Source organism: Palleronia sediminis (assembly GCF_004358695.1).
Classification (GTDB): domain Bacteria; phylum Pseudomonadota; class Alphaproteobacteria; order Rhodobacterales; family Rhodobacteraceae; genus Palleronia; species Palleronia sediminis.
In genome coordinates this window covers 94,343-111,210 of record NZ_SNAA01000011.1, presented here as the reverse complement: position 1 = coordinate 111,210, position 16,868 = coordinate 94,343, and the positions used below count along the sequence as shown (strand labels likewise).

The window sequence follows — 16,868 nt, the reverse complement described above, 5'->3', positions numbered from 1 at the left end:
CGGCGCGGGATCGGCTATAGGTTCGACCCATGACCTGTATCCTCGAAAGAGCCGCCATGCGCCTTGCCCTGTTGGCCGTCCTGCTGATCTGCGCCGCCCCCCTCGCGGCGCAGACCGATGCGCCCGAGCCCGACCCGACCGGCGACGAGACGGCCGGAGAGGCCGCTACCGCGCCCGTTCTGCGCCCCATGGCGCGGCCCCCCTCCGAGGTCGTCGACGCGATCCTCAGCGCGCGGGCCGACGGGTTTCTGCGCTGGCTGACCTCGTTTCGCGGGCGCGCCCTGACGCAGGGCGTGCGTCCCGAGGTGTTCGACGCGGCCTTTGACGGGGTCGCCTACGCCCCCGACGTCAAGGCCCGCAGCCGCGAACGGGCCGGGTTCGCCCAGCCCATCTGGGATTTCATGGACGCGGCCGTGACCGAGGAACGCATCGCGCGCGGCGAGGCGGTGCTCGACAACAACGTGCGGATGTTCGACGCGCTCGAGGCGCGCTATGGGGTCGACCGCGAGATCTTGACGGCGATCTGGGGTGTCGAAAGCGCCTATGGCACGCAGCGGGGCGACGCGGACGTGATCGCGGCGCTGGCCACGCTGGCCTACGACAGCGACCGCCCCCGTTTCTTCGAGGCGCAGCTCGTCGCCGCGCTCAAGATCCTGCAGGAGGGCGAGGTCGCGCGCGACAAGCTGCGCGGCGCGTGGTCGGGGACCATGGGCCATACCAGCCTCATCCCGACCACCTATATCGTCGACGCGGTCGATTTCGACGGCGACGGGCGGCGCGATATCTGGTCCGACAGCGCGGCGGATGCGCTGGCCTCGACCGCGGCGTTTCTGGCCCGCCACGGCTGGGAGGCCGGCGTGCCCTGGGGGGTCGAGGTGCTCTTGCCCGACGAGGTCGAGGGCCTGCAACTGTCCGCCCCGCGGTTGCCGTCGGAATGGGCGCGGCTCGGCGTGACCGACACCGATGGGGCGCCTATCGCCGATTACGGCCCGGCGACGCTGCTTCTGCCCGCCGGGGCGAACGGCCCGGCCTTCTTGCGGTTCGGCAATTTCGACGTGCTCGAACGCTATGCGAATGCCGATGCCTATGCGCTGGCCGTGGGGCATCTGGCCGACCGGCTCGAGGGGGCGCGGCCGCTGGCCTCGGAATGGCCCCGCGACGACCGGGCGCTGACGCCCGAGGAGCAAGCCGAGCTTCAGCTTCGCCTGACGCAGGCCGGGTTCGATACCGGCGGCGTGGATGGCAAGATCGGCCCCGCCACCATCGACGCGCTGCGCGCCTACCAGCGCGCCGAGGGGCTGCTGCCCGATGGATATGCCTCGCTCAGCGTGCTCGAGGCGCTGCGCTAGGGCTGCCCGATCCGGCCGCGCGGGGTCGGTCCGACCTGCGCGCGGTGCAACAGCACATGGTCGAGCATGACCGCCGCCGCCATCGCCTCGGCCACCGGCACGGCGCGGATGCCGACGCAGGGGTCGTGGCGCCCGGTGGTGACGATCTCGGTCTCCTGCCCGCCGCGCGTGATCGTCCGGCGCGGCTTGAGGATCGACGAGGTGGGTTTGACCGCGAAACGCAGAACGATGTCCTGCCCCGTGGCGATCCCGCCGAGGATGCCGCCCGCGTGGTTCGAGCCGTAAACCGGCCCGTCGGGGCCCATCGTGATCTCGTCGGCATTGTCGGTGCCGGTCAGGGCGGCGGCGTTCATGCCCTCGCCGATCTCGACCCCCTTGACGGCATTGATCGACATCATCGCGGCGGCGAGATCGGTGTCGAGCTTGGCATAGACCGGCGCGCCGAGCCCCGGCATGGCGCCCGTGATCCGCAACTCGATCATGGCGCCGACCGACTGGCCGTCCTTCCTCAGCCCGTCGAGATAGGCGCCCCATTCCCCGGCGGCCTCGGCGTCGGGCACCCAGAACGGGTTGCGGTCGATCTGGTCCATGTCGAACCGGTCGCGGTCGATCCGCCGGTCGCCCATCTGGATCATGTAGCCCGTGATCGTCATCTCGGGCGCCAGAACGCCCAGTGCCGCGCGCGCGACCCCGCCCGCCGCGACGCGCGCCGCCGTCTCGCGGGCCGAGGACCGCCCGCCGCCACGCGGATCGCGGATGCCGTATTTCTGCCAATAGGTGATATCGGCATGACCGGGGCGAAACTTGTCCTCGATCTGCGAATAATCCTTGGACCGCTGGTCGGTGTTGCGGATCATGAGCTGGATCGGCGTTCCGGTGGTCTGTCCTTCGTAGAGGCCCGACAGGATCTCGACCTCGTCGGCCTCGCGCCGTTGGGTTGTATATCGCGACGTGCCGGGCTTGCGCCGGTCGAGCCAGACCTGGATCGCCGCCGCATCGAGCGGCACGCCCGGCGGGCACCCATCGACCGTGGCGCCAAGCGCCGGTCCGTGGCTTTCGCCCCACGTCGTGACGCGGAACAGGTGGCCATAGGTGTTGAAACTCATCGCGCGCCCTTTCCTGACGCAATGTCGTTATCGGCCGGTCGTCGTCGGCTCAAGCGGTTTCCCCCTTGCGGCGCGCCGCGGTGGCGCCTAGCGTCGGCCTCACCTCGGGGTGCCTTGACCGGCTGAGACGCGTTTGCGCGGACCCGTAGAACCTGAACCGGGCAATGCCGGCGGAGGGAAGGTCGAACGCATCTGGCCCCAACCCCTTCGATCATCGTTAAGGAGGTTGTGATGCGCTACACCGTTTCCATGCTCGCCCTTGTCGGATTGGCCGCGCCCGCCATCGCGCAGGATCGGCCCGTTCTCGATGTCTATACCTATGACAGTTTCACCAGCGAATGGGGCCCCGGCCCCGCGATCGAGGCTGCGTTCGAGGAGACCTGCGATTGCGACCTGCGCTTTACCGGGCTGGGCGACGCGGCCGAGCTCTTGTCGCGCGTCCAGATCGAGGGGCCGCGGACCGAGGCCGACGTGGTGGTTGGGCTCGATACGAACCTGATGGCCAAGGCGCGTGAGGCCGGGCTGTTCACCACGGCCGAGCTGACATCGCCCGAGTTCGATCTGCCGCTCGACTGGACGGACGACACGTTCGTCCCGTTCGACTGGGGTTATTTCGCCTTCGTTCATCGCGAGGGCTTCACCCCGCCCGCGAATTTCCGCGAACTCGCCGAAAGCGATGCGTCGATCCTGATCCAGGACCCGCGAAGCTCGACGCCCGGACTGGGTCTGTTGCTCTGGGTCAAGACCGCCTATGGCGACGAGGCCCCGGCCATCTGGGAGGGGCTGTCGGACAATATCGTGACCGTGACCCAAGGTTGGTCCGAAGCCTACGGCCTGTTTCTCGAGGGCGAGGCTGACATGGTGCTGAGCTACACCACCTCTCCGGCCTATCACCTGATCGCCGAAGAGGATTCGGGCTTTGCCGCCGCCCCTTTCGACGAGGGGCATTACCTGCAGATCGAGGTCGCGGCCGCCGTCGCGTCCAGCGATCAGCCCCGGCTGGCGCAGGATTTCCTGAGGTTCCTGCTGTCGGACACGGTGCAATCCACGCTGGTCACGACGAACTGGATGTATCCCGCGATCCTGCCCGGTGACGGGCTGCCCGACGGGTTCGAGACGCTCATCACACCGGACCGCGCGCTCACGCTCGACCCCGAGGACGTTCCCGCCATGACCGAGACGGCCCTGGCCGAATGGCGCGCGGCGCTCGCCCGCTGACGGTCGCGGGTCTGGGCAGCGCGGCTCTCGTCGCCGCGCTGGTCCTTGGCACCGTGATCGCCGTATTCGCGCGGGCCGAAGGCGCGGGCGCGCTCGGCCCGGCGGATTGGGCCGCCATCCGGTTCACGCTGTGGCAGGCGGCGCTGTCCTCGGCGCTGTCGGTCGCGCTGGCGATTCCGGTCGCGCGGGCGCTGGCGCGGCGGCGGTTCCTCGGGCGCGGGCTGCTGATCACGCTGCTGGGCGCGCCCTTCATCCTGCCGGTGATCGTGGCCGTGCTGGGGCTGCTCATGGTGTTCGGCCGCGCCGGCTGGGTGAATGATGCGCTGGGCGCCGTGGGGTTGCCATCGGTCGCGATCTACGGCGTTCAGGGGGTGATCCTCGGCCATGTCTTTTTCAACCTGCCGCTCGCGGTCCGGCTGATCCTGCAGGGCTGGTTGTCGGTCCCGGCCGAACGGTTCCGGCTCGCCGCTTCGCTCGGGATGGGGGCGGGGGCGATCTTTCGCACCATCGAGGCACCGATGCTGCGGGCCGTCCTGCCGGGCGTGGCGCTGGTGATCTTTCTCGTCTGCACCTCGTCCTTTGCAGTCGCGCTGACGCTGGGGGGCGGGCCGAGGGCCACCACGGTGGAACTCGCGATCTATCAGGCATTCCGCTTCGATTTCGACCTCGGGCGCGCGGCGCTATTGGCGGTGGTACAGCTGGCGGTGACGCTGGCCGCCGGGGCGCTGGCGCTGTCGGTCGCGGTCCCCAGCGCGCTGGGCGCCGGGCTCGACCGGGTCGTGCGGCGCTGGGACCGGGCGCCGGGATGGCCCGATGCGCTGGCCATCGCGCTGGCGGCGGCGTTCCTGCTGGTGCCGCTGGCCGCGCTCGTCACTCGGGGTGCGCCGTCGCTCTTGTCGCTGCCGCCCGTGGTCTGGGCGGCCGCCGGGCGGTCGCTGGCGGTGGCGGTCGCGTCGGCGGCGCTGTGCCTCGTGCTGACCTTGCCGCTGGCCGTGGCGATCCACCGGACGGGGCGGCGCGCGGGGCGCGGGCTCGAGGTGGCCGGGATGCTGGGCATCGCCGCCTCGCCGCTGGTGATCGGCACGGGGTTGTTCATCGTCACCTTTCCCTTTGTCGCCCCCGGCGCGATCGCGCTGGCGGTCACGGGGCTGGTCAACGCGGTGATGGCCATGCCCTTTGCGCTACGCGCGCTCGGCCCCGCCGTGGCCGAGGTCGAGCGGGACTGGTCGCGCCTCGCCCAGTCGCTGGGCATGGGGGGGTGGGCGCGGCTGCGGCTGGTCCTGTTGCCCCGCCTGCGCCGCCCGCTGGGATTCGCCGGGGGATTGGCCGCCGCGCTGTCGATGGGGGATCTCGGGGTGGTCACGCTCTTTGCAGACGGGCAAAGCGCGACGCTGCCGCTACAGCTTTTCCGGCTGATGGGTGCCTATCGGATGGATGACGCGGCGGGCGCCGCACTGCTCTTGCTGGGGCTGAGCCTCGCGCTGTTCTGGCTGTTCGACCGGGGAGGGCGCGTGAATGCTTGAGTTCGACAGGCTCGAGATCCGGCAGGACGATTTCGCCCTGACCGCGCATGTCTCGATTCCGCGCGGTGCGCATCTGGCGATCATCGGGCCGTCGGGCGCGGGCAAGTCCACCTTTCTCGCGGCGCTTTCGGGCTTTGTCGATCCGGCGGCGGGGCGGATCGTCTGGGACGGGACGCGGATCGACGGGTTGGCCCCGGCGGAACGGCCGGTGGCGACGCTGTTCCAGGACAACAACCTCTTTCCGCACCTCACCGCGGCGCGAAATGTCGGGCTGGGGCTCAGGCCCAACGGGCGCATGTCCGCGCGCGACAGGGTCGAGGTCGAGGCGATTCTGAGCGCCGTCGGCCTGCCCGGCATGGGCGACCGCAAGCCCGGCCAGCTGTCGGGCGGCCAGCAAAGCCGCGTCGCGCTGGCCCGCGCGGTGTTGCAGGACAGGCCCATCCTCGCGCTGGACGAACCCTTTGCCGCACTGGGCCCCGCCCTGAAGGCCGAGATGATCGATCTGCTGCACGGCATCGCCACCCGACGGGGGCTGACCGTGCTGATGGTCACGCACGAGCCTGCCGACGCGCTGAGGCTGGGCGGGCAGACGCTGGTGGTGGCCGGGGGCGCCGTGACCGGGCCGTTCGAGACCGGGCCCCTGCTGGCCGATCCACCGGCCGGGCTGCGCGATTACCTCGGCTGAAACGAAAGAACCCGGCCGCACGGGCCGGGTTCTGGTCTGTCGTCAGGCGGCGCCGATCACTCGGCCGGGTGCTTGACCTTGCGCTTGTGCGGCGCCCAGATCCGCTTGTTGGTGAGGTACAGAAGCACCGCCAGCAGCGTCAGCATGAGCGTTCCGGCGAAACCGGCCTGCTTGCGGGCGGCCAGCTTGGGCTCGGCCGTCCACATCATGAAGGCCGCGACATCCTTGGACGCCTGTTCGACCGTTGCCTCGGTGCCGTCGGCATAGACCACGTCGTCACCGTAAAGCGGCGGCGGCATGGCGATCCAGCCACCGGGGAAGGCGGTGTTCTCGTAGAGGATCGCGCCCGCCTCTTCCTTGTCGTTGCCGGTATAGCCGGTCAGCAGCGACGCGGTATATTCCGCCCCGCCCATGCCGCGGATGAACTGGTTGATGCCCAGCCCGTAAGGCCCGTGGAAGCCCGCCCGCGCCTTGGCCATCAGGCTGAGGTCGGGGGCGTTTGACAGCGAGGATTCGGGAAAGTGATCGGTCGGCTTGGCCGGGCGGAAATCGCCCTCGCCGTCGAACAGCGTTTCGTCGAAGACCTCGTAATTCGCGGCAAAGGCGCGAACCTGCTCCTCGGGCAGGCCCGGCCCGTCCTCGGCGCCGAGCGTACGGAAGGCGACGTATTTCAGGCCGTGGCACGCCGAACAGATCTCGGTAAAGACCTGGAGGCCGCGCTGAAGCTGGAACTGGTCGTAGGTTCCGAACGGACCTTCGAAGGAAAAGTCGTAGTCAATGACTTTCGACTCTCCCTCGGCGGCCGCCGCCGCGCCGGAAAGACCGAGCGCGATGGCGAACGAGAGTGTCAGGGTTCTTATCATCGTCTCTCTCTCTTTCACTCGGCCGGGTTCACGACGGTCGACGTGCCACCCGTCGCGGAGGAATAGTGCTTGGCGTAGTCTTCCTCGATCGTCGCGGGACGGGGCAGCGGCTTTTCGAACACGCCCAGCAGCGGCAGGATCACCAGGAAATAGGCGAACCAGTAGGCCGACGCGATGAGCGAGATCGTGGCGTAGGGTTCTTCGGCCGGCATGGCCCCCGCCCACATCAGGACGAAGAAGTTCACGACGAACAGGGCGAACCACCACTTGAACATCGGGCGGTAGCGGCCCGACCGGATCGAAGAGGTGTCGAGCCACGGCGCCAGCGCCATGACCGCGATGGCCCCGAACATCGCCAGCACGCCGAAGAACTTGGCGTCGATGATGCCGCCCGTGATGAAGCTCGCGGCCTGGACGACCCACACTTCGGCGGTGAAGGCGCGCAGGATCGCGTAGAACGGCAGGAAGTACCATTCGGGCACGATATGCGCGGGCGTCACCAGCGGGTTCGCCTCGATGTAGTTGTCGGGGTGGCCGAGATAGTTCGGCATGAATCCGACGATGGCAAAGAACACCGCGAGGATGATCGCCAGCGCGAACAGGTCCTTGATGACGAAATAGGGCCAGAAGGGCAGCGTGTCCTTCTGCGCGTCCTCTTTCGACGTGCGCCGCACCTCGACCCCGGTGGGGTTGTTGTTGCCGGTGGTGTGGAAGGCCCAGATATGGACGATCGTCAGGCCGGCCAGGATCATCGGCATGAGGTAGTGCAGCGAGAAGAACCGCGTCAGGGTGTATTCGCCCACGGCGGGCCCGCCCAGCAGCCAGGTCTGCACCGGCTCCCCGATGAAGGGGATCGCGCCGAAGAGGCCGGTGATGACGGTCGCCCCCCAGAAGGACATCTGGCCCCAGGGCAGGACGTAGCCCATGAAGGCGGTGCCCATCATCAGCAGGTACATCAGGATGCCGATGATCCACGTCACCTCGCGCGGTTCCTTGTAGGAGCCGTAATAGAGGTTGCGGAAGATATGCAGATAGACCGCGACGAAGAACAGCGATGCGCCGTTCGAGTGCAGGTAACGCAGCATGAAGCCGCCGTTCACGTCGCGCATGATGTGCTCGACGCTGGCGAAGGCGGCATCGGTCGACGGGATGTAGTGCATGACGAGCACGATCCCGGTGACGATCTGCAGCACCAGCGTGAAGGTCAGGACGATCCCCCAGATCCACATCCAGTTGAGGTTCTTGGGTGTGGGAATCATGATCGTGTCATAGAGCAGGCCGATCACGGGCAGCCGCTTGTGCAGCCAGCGTTCGCCCCCGGTCTTCGGCTCGTAATGGTCGTGCGGTATTCCGGCCATGATCGGACCTCCTTATCCCAGTACGATGGTGGTTTCGCCGTCGAAGGCCGCGACGGGCACCGGCAGGTTCTCGGGGGCGGGGCCGCGGCGGATGCGGCCCGAGGTGTCGTAATGCGAGCCGTGGCAGGGGCAGAACCAGCCGTTGAAGTCGCCGGCCCCGTCGCCCAGCGGCACGCAGCCGAGATGGGTGCAGACGCCCATCATGACGAGCCACTCCTCGCTGTCCGATCCCTCGGGCGCGACGGTGCGGTTCGCGTCATCGGCCGGTGCGGTGCCGTCGATATTCGCGTTGCGCGCGATCGGGTCGGGCAGGGTCGACACGTCGACCTCATTTGCCTCGTCGATCTCGGCCTGGGTGCGGCGGCGGATGAAGACCGGCTTGCCGAGCCATTGCACGGTAAGCTGGGTTCCCGGCTCGACCCCGTCGATATCGACGCGGATCGACGACAGCGCCTGGACGCTGGCCGAAGGGTTCATCTGGTTGATGAGGGGCCACACGGCCGCCCCCGCGACGACGGCGCCGGCGCCGCCCGTCGCGTAGAACAGAAAATCGCGGCGCGTGCCGGACTGATCGTCTGTATGTGACACGGGAACACTCTCCTTCTAGCGGGCCGGGGCACGGGCAGGAATGGAGGGCCCGCACGGACGGCATCCTGCGCGTTTGCGGTTCTCTAGCCGTCCCGCGGCTTCGGGTCCAGCGGACAAAGGACCGCACGGGGCGGAGATTGGGGCGCGATGCGGCGATGCAGCGATCCCGAGGCGGGTCGCGGTCAGCCCTCGGGCGCGGTGGCGCGGAACGATTCGCGGTCCATCAGGCGGGCCGCCCAGGCGGTGAGCGCGGGGCGGGGCCCGCGCCAGTCGCGTTCGGGATGGCGGAAATCGAGATATCCGAGCGCCGCGCCGACCGCGATCTGCCCGATGTCGAGCGGCCCGGCGAGATGGCTCATCCAGCGCGCCTCGAGCGCGTCGAGCGCGCGCGACACCTTGGACCACTGCGCCTCGACATACTCGGCAAGGCGCTTGTCCTCGGGGCGAAGACGATGCTCGTAGACCATCAGCAGGGCGGCATCCATGATCCCGTCGGCCGTGGCCTCGAGAGTCAGAACCTCCCACAGGCGGGGGCGGGGATAGAGGTCGGCGTCGCCCGTCTCGGCCAGAAAGCGGCAGATCACCCGGCTGTCGTAAAGCGCCGGGCCGTCCGCGCGCGTCAGGCAGGGGATCTTGCCCAGCGGGTTCTGGTTCGCCGGGTTGGGGCTGAACGCGGTCTGCACCGAATGGACAAGCGCCACGTCACCGGTCCGCCCGGTTTCGTGCAGCACGATGCGGACCTTGCGGGCAAAGGGCGAGGCGGGGGAATAGAACAGCTCCATCATGGGCGGACCCTGCGGCATTTCACCCGTGGGCGCCAGACGCAATCAGGCGGCGCTGAGCCGTGCGCCGTCATGGCCCGCGATGCGCGTCTCGACGATCCGGCCCACGGGGCGGTCGGTCTCGAACACCGTCTCGGCGAACTGCTCGGTCCGGCCCATGCGGGGGCTCTCCATCAGGACGCGGTGATCGCGCCCGACCTGCGCGGCCAGATGCGCCGCGACCGCGCGCGTGCCCGCCTCGCGCAGCCGCGCAGCCCTTTCGCGCACCAGACCGCCGTCCAGCGCGGGCATCCGCGCGGCGGGGGTGCCGGGACGGGCCGAATAGGGAAAGACATGCAGCCAGGTCAGCCCGCAGGCCTCGACCAGCGCGAGGCTGTCGGCGAAATGCGCCTCGGTCTCGGTGGGAAAGCCGGCGATGATGTCGGCGCCAAAGGTCATGTCGGGCCGCAGCCGTCTTGCGGCGTCGCAAAAGGCGATGGCGTCGCCGCGCAGATGGCGCCGCTTCATCCGCTTGAGGATCAGGTCGGCCCCGTGTTGCAGCGACAGGTGAAGATGCGGCATCAGCCGCTCTTCCTCGGCGATGGCGCGCATCAGCGCGTCGTCGGCCTCGATCGAGTCGATCGAGCTGATGCGCAGCCGGGCGAGATCGGGCACCAGCCTGAGGATGCGCCGCACCAGGTCGCCCAGCCGCGGATGGCCCGGCAGGTCGGCCCCCCACGAGGTCAGGTCCACGCCGGTCAGCACCACCTCTTCGAAGCCCGAGGCGACGAGCCGGCGGATCTGCTCGACCACGACACCGGCCGCGACGCTGCGCGAATTGCCGCGCCCAAAGGGGATGATGCAGAAGGTGCAGCGGTGATCGCAGCCGTTCTGGACCTGCACATAGGCGCGCGAGCGTGTGCCGAACCCGTCGATCAGGTGCCCGGCGGTCTCCGTCACGGACATGATGTCGTTGACCTGCACCCTCTCGGCCGTGCCGACGAAATCGGGGGCGAGCGCGGCCCATGTCTCGGGGCGCATCTTTTCGGCATTGCCGACGACGCGCGCGACCTCTGGCATGGCGGCAAAGCTCTCGGGGTCGGTCTGCGCGGCGCAGCCGGTGACGACGATCCGCGCATCGGGATTGTCGCGATGCAGGCGGCGGATGTCCTGGCGGGCCTTGCGCACGGCCTCGGCGGTGACGGCGCAGGTGTTCACCACCACGACATCGCGCGCGCCCGCCTCCTCCGCCAGACGCTTCATCGCCTCGGTCTCGTAGGCGTTCAGCCGGCAGCCGTGGTTGGAAAAGACCGGCGCGCTCATCCCAGCCCCCCGAGGAACTGCGCGGTCAGCCGGCCGTCCGCGACATGCACGGTGGGGCCGGTCATCCAGACGCCGTCATCGCGCCAGTCGATCTCGATCTCGCCCCCGTCCAGCGCGATCGTCACGCGCCGCCCGGTCAGACCCCGGCGATGCGCGGCGACCGCCACCGCGCAGGAGGACGACCCCGAGGCCAGCGTCACCCCCGCGCCCCGTTCCCAGACGCGCACCCGCAGGCGGTCCGGCCCTGCGACGTGGGAGAACTGCACGTTGGTACGCTCGGGAAACAGCGGGTCGTGTTCGTACCGGGCGCCGTCGCGGGCCAGGTCGACCGTCTCGGCATCCTCGACGAAAACGGTGCAATGCGGGTTGCCCATGCCGGTCGCGACCGGCGCCCCGTCGAGCGGGAGAGCGTCGATATCGACCTCGCGCGCCAGCGGGATCGCCCGCCAGTCGAGGATCGGCGCCCCCATGTTCACCGCCGTCAGCCCCCCGCCCGCGTCGTGGCAGGCGAGCGCCCCGCGTTCCGTGAGCAGCGTCACCTCCGACCGGCCACCATCCTCCATCAGCCAGCGCGCGATGCAGCGCGTGGCGTTGCCGCAGGCGCCCGAGCGCGAGCCGTCCGCGTTCCAGAAGGTCAGGCGCGCATCCGCCCCGTCGCAGGGGTCGATGGTGGCGAGCTGGTCGAACCCGATGCCCCGGCGCCGGTCGCCCAGCGCGCGGGCAAGCGCGGGCGTGACCTCGACCGCGCGGCCGCGGCGGTCGATCACGACGAAGTCGTTGCCCAGTCCATGCATCTTCATGAACGGCAGGTCTGAAATGCGCCCGGCCATAGAGCGCCGCATATAGACATGGCAGCGGATCGAGAAAAGGCCGGGCTTTGTGCTTGACGGGCCAGAGCGACACGGTTACGTCGCCCCTCGCGTGAGCCGATAGCTCAGTTGGTAGAGCAACTGACTTTTAATCAGTAGGTCCAGGGTTCGAGCCCCTGTCGGCTCACCACGCTAGATCGCGGTTTTTCCGCGATGCGTGCTCCGGTGTCATAGCATTTCCCAGAATCTTTCGGCCGGAGTCGTCATGCGGCTCCCGTCCTGCCTGATCTTGCGAAGCTCGCGCTGCGTCGCGGGATCGGACGGGACAAAGAATTCGATACCGTCCGGCTGACCCCTGACCGAATCGAACGGAAGGATACTGGCGCCCAGGCCTTGACGGACAAAGGTGAGGATCGCCGTCGTATTGCGGGCCTCCAGCGCGCTCGTCGAAAGCAGGTCGCGGATCGCCGGGTGATCCACGAGCTGGCATAACGGGTTCGCGATAAGCGGTTCGAGTTCCATGATCCGCCAGGACGACGATCCCGCCTCCGCGAGGTGGGCGCGATGAATGGGCCCCCCTTCGGTACAGACCACCCCGAGATCGTCCCGCCGGATCAACGCACCTTGCGGCGGGTCGCTCGATCCGGCCGACACGATCCCGATATCGGCCTCATCGGTCCGCACCCGTCTGCGCACAGCCGTGGTATCTGTGTCGGCGATCTCGATACGGACGTGCGGATGCTCGCGGCGGAATCTCTCGATCGTTTCGGGCAGAAGCGCGATCGCGGCGGATGGCACGGCGGCGATCCGCACGCTCCCTGCCGATGAAATCGCGTGGCGCCGAATGGCGCTGACAGCGCGATCGAAGACATCCGTGGCGCGGCTGCTTTCCTCCAGAACGCGGTGGCCGAGCGGCGTCAGGCGGTTCTTGCGGTCTGTCTCGAACAGTGGCGCGCCGATCTCGGTTTCCAACTGCGCGAGTGTCATGGACACGGCCGACGGGGTGCGACCGACGGCGCGGGCGCCGGCGGCCAGGGTGCCCGCTTCGGCGACTGCACGAAAGACGCGGAACGCCTCCAGCTTTATCGACATTCAGGTTTCCTGAAAAAAACTTCAGAAGTTCCAGAATGATTGGAGTTCGCCGATCTGTCTATAGCTGTTTCAGCAACAGGAGTGCCCTATGACTGAACAGACCGGGATCTTCATCGACGGCAAATGGATGGCCGGCGCCTCGCAGGTCGAGAACCGCAACCCGTCCGACGTCTCGGACCTGATCGGACATTACGGGCAGGCGAATGCCGAGCATCTGGAGGCCGCGCTGGACGCCGCGCGGGCGGCCCAGCCGCGGTGGTGGGCCGCCGGGATCCAGAAACGCCATGACGTGCTGATGGCCATCGGCACCGAACTGATGGCCCGCGCTGACGAGATCGGTCGCCTTCTGTCGCGTGAAGAGGGCAAGCCGTTTGCCGAAGGCAAGGGAGAGGTCTATCGCGCGGGCCAGTTCTTTACCTATTTCGCCGCCGAAGCGCTGCGCCAGCACGGTGATCTTGCCGAAAGCGTGCGTCCCGGAACCGAGATCGACGTGCGCCGCGAACCGGTGGGCGTCGTCGCGATCATCAGCCCCTGGAACTTTCCCGCCGCCACCCCCGCCTGGAAGATCGCGCCCGCGCTGGCCTTCGGCAACGCGGTGGTCTGGAAACCCGCAAACCTTACCCCCGCCTCGGCCTGTGCCCTGACCGAGATCATCGCGCGCCAGGACATTCCCGCGGGGCTGTTCAATCTGGTGGCCGGGCCCGGCGGCGACGTCGGACAGCGGCTTGTCGAGAGCGCGAAGGTGGACGCGATCAGCTTTACCGGGTCCGTGTCCGTGGGCCGAGGCATCGCGGCGGCGGCAGTCGGCAACATGACCAAGGTACAGATGGAGATGGGGTCCAAGAACCCGCTCATCGTCATGGACGATGCCGATCTGGATCTTGCCGTCACCCATGCCGCGGGTTCGGCCTTTGGCGGAACGGGGCAGAAATGCACCGCCGCCAGCCGCCTCATCGTGCATGCCGCCGTGCATGACGAGTTCGTCGAGAGACTGGTAGCCGCTGCCAGATCCCTGAAGGTCGGGCACGCGCTCGGGGAGGGGACGCAGATCGGCCCCGTCGTCAGTGCGAACCAGCTCGAACAGAATCTGGACTATGTGGGCATCGGCCGTGACGAGGGCGCGGAACTGCTGTGCGGCGGCGAGCGTCTCGAGATGCCGACGGACGGCCATTACATGGCGCCCGCCGTTTTCGCGAATACGGGCAACGACATGCGGATCAACCGCGAAGAGATGTTCGCACCGATTACCGCCGTGCAAAAAGCCGACAGCTACGCCGAGGCGCTGAGCCTGGCCAATGATACGCCCTTCGGACTGACCGCGGGGATCATGACGCGCTCGCTCGCCCGTGCGAGCCATTTCCGCGCCAACATGCGTGCGGGCACCGTGATGGTCAATCTGCCCACCGCCGGAACCGATTACCACGTGCCCTTCGGCGGGCGCGGCGCATCGTCCTTCGGCCCCCGCGAACAGGGCAGCTATGCCGCGGAGTTCTATACCACCGTCAAGACGGCCTATGTCTCTGCCGGAGAGCCCGCATGACCTATCTGATCGACGGGCTGCAATATGCCAACTGGTCCGAAAGGATATTCCGCCAGATGCGGGCGGGGGGCGTGGACGCCGTCCATGTCACGATCGCCTATCACGAGACGTTTCGGGAAACGGTCTCGGTGATCGAGCGGTGGAATCGCTGGTTCGAGCTATACCCGGATCTCATCTTTCAAGGCCGCACGGCCGAAGACGTGGCCAAGGCGCGTCAAACCGGACGCACGGCCATCTTCTTCGGTTCGCAGAACCCGTCCTGTATCGAGGACGACATCGGCCTGGTGGAGGTGCTGCACACCCTCGGCCTGCGATTCATGCAGCTTACCTACAACAACCAGTCGCTGCTCGCGACGGGCTGCTACGAAGACGAGGACACCGGGTTGACGCGCATGGGCCGCGAGGTGGTGGCCGAGATGAACCGCGTCGGTCTGGTCGTGGACATGAGCCATTCGGGCGAGCGCTCGACCCATCAAGCGATCGAGCATTCGACGCGACCGATCACGATCAGCCATGCGAATCCCGCATCCTGGTACCCGGCGCGGCGCAACAAGTCCGACGACCTGCTGCGCGCACTCGGCGCGGCGGGCGGTTTTCTCGGGCTGTCCGCCTACCCGCACCACCTGCGGGGCGGCGGATCCTGCAGCCTGCAATCCTGGTGCGACATGGCTGCATTGGCAGTCGATCTGGTCGGTCCGGGCAATGTCGGGATCGGCACCGACCTGTGTCAGGACCAACCCGACAGCGTCGTCGAATGGATGCGCGTCGGCCGCTGGACCAAACGCATCGATTATGGCGAGGGCAGCGCGACCGAGACCGGCTTTCCCGCGATGCCGGACTGGTTTCGCGACAATCGCGACCTCGCCGGCATCCGCGCCGGCCTGCGGGCCGCCGGCCTCGACGAGGCGACGGCAGACGGGATCATGGGCGATAACTGGCACGCCTTTTTCGGAAAGAGCTTCGGCGCAGAGTGCCATCCCGAGGCCGCCCAACTGAACGCCGCGGAGTAGTTCACGGCACATAGCTCACAGGGAGGGACTGTTATGAGCGACACGACCAAGGTGAACGGAGGGTCGTCCGGGAGGACGGACAAGGCCCTCTTCGCGATCACGGGCGGCTTTATCGCCCTCTTCTGTACATATGCGTTCTTCGACATCGACGGCCTTTCGGCACTCGTCGATGCGGGCTTCGCGTTTTCGGCCCGCTATTTCGGCCTGTACTGGCAGATCCTGCTGCTGGCGACTTTCCTTATCGGGCTTGTGCTTTGCATCCTGCCCGGCGGGCGGACTGTCATGGGCGATCTTGCGGCGCCCGAGTTCAAGGCCTTCAGCTGGGGCTCGATGATCATGTGCACCCTGCTGGCGGGCGGTGGGGTGTTCTGGGCCGCCGGCGAACCCATCGCGCATTTTCTTTCGGTGCCGCCTGTCTTCGGCGAAGACGCGGCCGGTCAGCAAACCCGTGCCCATATGGCCCTCGCGCAGAGCTTCTTGCACTGGGGGTTCCTTGCATGGGCCATCCTCGGATCGCTGACGACCGTGATGCTCATGCACTACCACTATGACAAGGGTCTGCCTCTCGCGCCGCGCACATTGCTTTATCCGGTGTTCGGGGATCGGGCGATCCACGGCCCCATCGGCCTGATCGCCGATGCATCGTGCATCATTGCCGTCGTCGCGGGCACGGTGGGTCCGATCGGCTTTCTCGGCCTGCAAATGTCCTATGGGTTGAACGCGCTGACCGGGATACCCGACACTTTCGCCACGCAGGCCGTCGCCATTTTGGCGCTGGTCGGCATTTATACCGTCTCGGCCGTAACCGGGCTCGCCAAGGGCATCCAGCTTTTGTCGCGGGTGAACGTGATCCTCGCTTTCGTCCTGCTTGCCTTCATGCTCGTGGCCGGGCCGACGATGCAGATCTTCTCGGGCTTCTTCGGTGGGATGGGGGTTTATCTCACCAATTTCTTCGGCATGGCGCTCTATCGCGGCGAAGCCAATTTCTTCGGCGATCCCGGTTGGTTGGGCTGGTGGACGGTGTTCTTCTGGGGCTGGTTCATGGGCTACGGTCCATTGATGGCGATCTTCATCGCGCGCATCAGCCGCGGCCGCTCGATCCGGCAGATCATCCTGGTGCTCTCGATCGTGGCGCCGATCATCACGAACTTCTGGTTCACGATCATCGGCGGTTCCGGCATTTTCTTTGAGATCGCCGCGCCGGGTGTCATCTCGGGGCCGTTCGAGGGGTTCAACCTGCCCGCCGGATTGCTTGCGATCACGCAGGCCATGCCCATGGGCCTGATCCTGTCGATCCTGTTTCTGGTGCTGACGATGTGTTTCGTCGCGACCACCAGCGACTCGATGAGCTACGTCATCTCGGCAGCCATGACGAATGGCGAGCCCAAGGCCGGTTTGCGCGCATTCTGGGGGCTGGCGATGGGTGTGATGGCCCTCATCCTGATCTCGACCGGAGCGGGCGGCATCGGCAAGCTGCAAAGCTTCATCGTCGTGACGGCTGTACCGGTCTCGCTCATCCTGCTGCCCTCGCTCTGGGACGCGTTGCGGATCACCCTGATGCTGGGGCGTGCCCCTCAGGTGGCCCGCGCGTAACGCGCGACTGACGCCGAGCGGCCCCGGCGCATGATGCGCCGGGGCCGGGA

Annotated in this window: 15 protein-coding genes, 1 tRNA gene and 1 riboswitch; of the genes, 8 read left to right on the top strand and 8 right to left on the bottom strand. The window is 67.7% G+C overall.

The window, feature by feature from the left end:
- Positions 1–56 precede the first annotated feature (56 nt).
- Positions 57–1,349 carry a lytic murein transglycosylase gene (locus E2L08_RS11030; RefSeq protein WP_240758202.1) on the top strand — a complete coding sequence of 431 codons (1,293 nt, stop codon included), beginning with the start codon at positions 57–59 and terminating at the stop codon, positions 1,347–1,349.
- Here the strand turns inward: E2L08_RS11030 and aroC are convergent.
- Positions 1,346–2,455: a chorismate synthase gene (gene aroC, locus E2L08_RS11025; protein WP_133397134.1), complete on the bottom strand. Its 1,110-nt coding sequence runs from the start codon at positions 2,453–2,455 to the stop codon at positions 1,346–1,348. The two genes, E2L08_RS11030 and aroC, sit on opposite strands and share 4 nt — an antisense overlap.
- Before the next feature lie 95 nt (positions 2,456–2,550).
- Positions 2,551–2,651, top strand: a riboswitch (TPP riboswitch).
- 35 nt (positions 2,652–2,686) lie between these two features.
- Here aroC and thiB point away from each other — a divergent pair.
- The 3 genes from thiB to E2L08_RS11010 are packed head-to-tail and all read left to right on the top strand — an operon-like array spanning position 2,687 to position 5,881.
- Positions 2,687–3,673, top strand: a complete 987-nt coding sequence (gene thiB, locus E2L08_RS11020; protein WP_133397133.1) for a thiamine ABC transporter substrate binding subunit — start codon at positions 2,687–2,689, stop codon at positions 3,671–3,673.
- Positions 3,649–5,196, top strand: coding sequence for an ABC transporter permease family protein (locus E2L08_RS11015; RefSeq protein WP_133397132.1), 1,548 nt, complete (start codon positions 3,649–3,651; stop codon positions 5,194–5,196). The genes thiB and E2L08_RS11015 overlap by 25 nt, the downstream gene beginning before the upstream one ends.
- Complete coding sequence (locus E2L08_RS11010; RefSeq protein ID WP_133397131.1) at positions 5,189–5,881, top strand: thiamine ABC transporter ATP-binding protein; 693 nt, start codon at positions 5,189–5,191, stop codon at positions 5,879–5,881. Before E2L08_RS11015 ends, E2L08_RS11010 begins: the two co-directional genes overlap by 8 nt.
- A gap of 56 nt (positions 5,882–5,937) precedes the next feature.
- Here E2L08_RS11010 and E2L08_RS11005 read toward each other — a convergent pair whose 3' ends face one another.
- The 6 genes from E2L08_RS11005 to dapF all read right to left on the bottom strand — a co-directional run bounded on the left by E2L08_RS11005 (position 5,938) and on the right by dapF (position 11,604).
- Positions 5,938–6,744 (bottom strand): cytochrome c1, encoded by an 807-nt coding sequence (locus E2L08_RS11005; protein WP_133397130.1) that lies wholly within the window; start codon positions 6,742–6,744, stop codon positions 5,938–5,940.
- Between the two features lie 14 nt (positions 6,745–6,758).
- Positions 6,759–8,102: a cytochrome b gene (locus E2L08_RS11000; RefSeq protein WP_133397129.1), complete on the bottom strand. Its 1,344-nt coding sequence runs from the start codon at positions 8,100–8,102 to the stop codon at positions 6,759–6,761.
- 12 nt (positions 8,103–8,114) lie between these two features.
- Positions 8,115–8,690, bottom strand: a complete 576-nt coding sequence (gene petA / locus E2L08_RS10995; RefSeq protein WP_133397128.1) for a ubiquinol-cytochrome c reductase iron-sulfur subunit — start codon at positions 8,688–8,690, stop codon at positions 8,115–8,117.
- A gap of 182 nt (positions 8,691–8,872) precedes the next feature.
- Positions 8,873–9,472: a glutathione S-transferase gene (locus E2L08_RS10990; protein WP_133397154.1), complete on the bottom strand. Its 600-nt coding sequence runs from the start codon at positions 9,470–9,472 to the stop codon at positions 8,873–8,875.
- Positions 9,473–9,517: 45 nt separating this feature from the next.
- A complete protein-coding gene (mtaB, locus tag E2L08_RS10985) occupies positions 9,518–10,774 on the bottom strand; it encodes a tRNA (N(6)-L-threonylcarbamoyladenosine(37)-C(2))-methylthiotransferase MtaB (RefSeq protein WP_133397127.1) in 1,257 nt (418 codons plus the stop codon).
- Positions 10,771–11,604, bottom strand: a complete 834-nt coding sequence (dapF, locus tag E2L08_RS10980; RefSeq protein ID WP_133397153.1) for a diaminopimelate epimerase — start codon at positions 11,602–11,604, stop codon at positions 10,771–10,773. Before dapF ends, mtaB begins: the two co-directional genes overlap by 4 nt.
- Before the next feature lie 93 nt (positions 11,605–11,697).
- On the opposite strand from dapF, the gene E2L08_RS10975 reads away from it, so the two are divergent.
- Positions 11,698–11,773 (top strand) — tRNA-Lys (locus E2L08_RS10975).
- 38 nt (positions 11,774–11,811) lie between these two features.
- On the opposite strand, the gene E2L08_RS10970 is transcribed toward E2L08_RS10975, so the two are convergent.
- Positions 11,812–12,675, bottom strand: a complete 864-nt coding sequence (locus tag E2L08_RS10970) for a LysR family transcriptional regulator (RefSeq protein WP_133397126.1) — start codon at positions 12,673–12,675, stop codon at positions 11,812–11,814.
- 88 nt (positions 12,676–12,763) lie between these two features.
- On the opposite strand from E2L08_RS10970, the gene E2L08_RS10965 reads away from it, so the two are divergent.
- The 3 genes from E2L08_RS10965 to E2L08_RS10955 are packed head-to-tail and all read left to right on the top strand — an operon-like array spanning position 12,764 to position 16,818.
- Entirely contained in the window at positions 12,764–14,215 is a 1,452-nt protein-coding gene (locus E2L08_RS10965) for an aldehyde dehydrogenase family protein (protein ID WP_133397125.1), read from the top strand.
- Positions 14,212–15,225 carry a membrane dipeptidase gene (locus tag E2L08_RS10960; protein ID WP_133397124.1) on the top strand — a complete coding sequence of 338 codons (1,014 nt, stop codon included), beginning with the start codon at positions 14,212–14,214 and terminating at the stop codon, positions 15,223–15,225. The genes E2L08_RS10965 and E2L08_RS10960 overlap by 4 nt, the downstream gene beginning before the upstream one ends.
- 33 nt (positions 15,226–15,258) lie before the next feature.
- Complete coding sequence (locus E2L08_RS10955; RefSeq protein WP_133397123.1) at positions 15,259–16,818, top strand: BCCT family transporter; 1,560 nt, start codon at positions 15,259–15,261, stop codon at positions 16,816–16,818.
- Positions 16,819–16,868: the final 50 nt, after the last annotated feature.

Bases quoted from the DNA above. Each gene is read 5' to 3' on its own strand.
- E2L08_RS10955 (WP_133397123.1), top strand. From the start codon at position 15,259: ATGAGCGACACGACCAAGGTGAACGGAGGGTCGTCCGGGAGGACGGAC.
- aroC (WP_133397134.1), bottom strand. From the start codon at position 2,455: ATGAGTTTCAACACCTATGGCCACCTGTTCCGCGTCACGACGTGGGGC.
- E2L08_RS10965 (WP_133397125.1), top strand. From the start codon at position 12,764: ATGACTGAACAGACCGGGATCTTCATCGACGGCAAATGGATGGCCGGC.
- thiB (WP_133397133.1), top strand. From the start codon at position 2,687: ATGCGCTACACCGTTTCCATGCTCGCCCTTGTCGGATTGGCCGCGCCC.
- mtaB (WP_133397127.1), bottom strand. From the start codon at position 10,774: ATGAGCGCGCCGGTCTTTTCCAACCACGGCTGCCGGCTGAACGCCTAC.
- E2L08_RS11005 (WP_133397130.1), bottom strand. From the start codon at position 6,744: ATGATAAGAACCCTGACACTCTCGTTCGCCATCGCGCTCGGTCTTTCC.
- dapF (WP_133397153.1), bottom strand. From the start codon at position 11,604: ATGGCCGGGCGCATTTCAGACCTGCCGTTCATGAAGATGCATGGACTG.
- E2L08_RS10970 (WP_133397126.1), bottom strand. From the start codon at position 12,675: ATGTCGATAAAGCTGGAGGCGTTCCGCGTCTTTCGTGCAGTCGCCGAA.
- E2L08_RS10990 (WP_133397154.1), bottom strand. From the start codon at position 9,472: ATGGAGCTGTTCTATTCCCCCGCCTCGCCCTTTGCCCGCAAGGTCCGC.
- E2L08_RS11015 (WP_133397132.1), top strand. From the start codon at position 3,649: ATGGCGCGCGGCGCTCGCCCGCTGACGGTCGCGGGTCTGGGCAGCGCG.
- E2L08_RS11030 (WP_240758202.1), top strand. From the start codon at position 57: ATGCGCCTTGCCCTGTTGGCCGTCCTGCTGATCTGCGCCGCCCCCCTC.
- E2L08_RS10960 (WP_133397124.1), top strand. From the start codon at position 14,212: ATGACCTATCTGATCGACGGGCTGCAATATGCCAACTGGTCCGAAAGG.
- E2L08_RS11000 (WP_133397129.1), bottom strand. From the start codon at position 8,102: ATGGCCGGAATACCGCACGACCATTACGAGCCGAAGACCGGGGGCGAA.
- E2L08_RS11010 (WP_133397131.1), top strand. From the start codon at position 5,189: ATGCTTGAGTTCGACAGGCTCGAGATCCGGCAGGACGATTTCGCCCTG.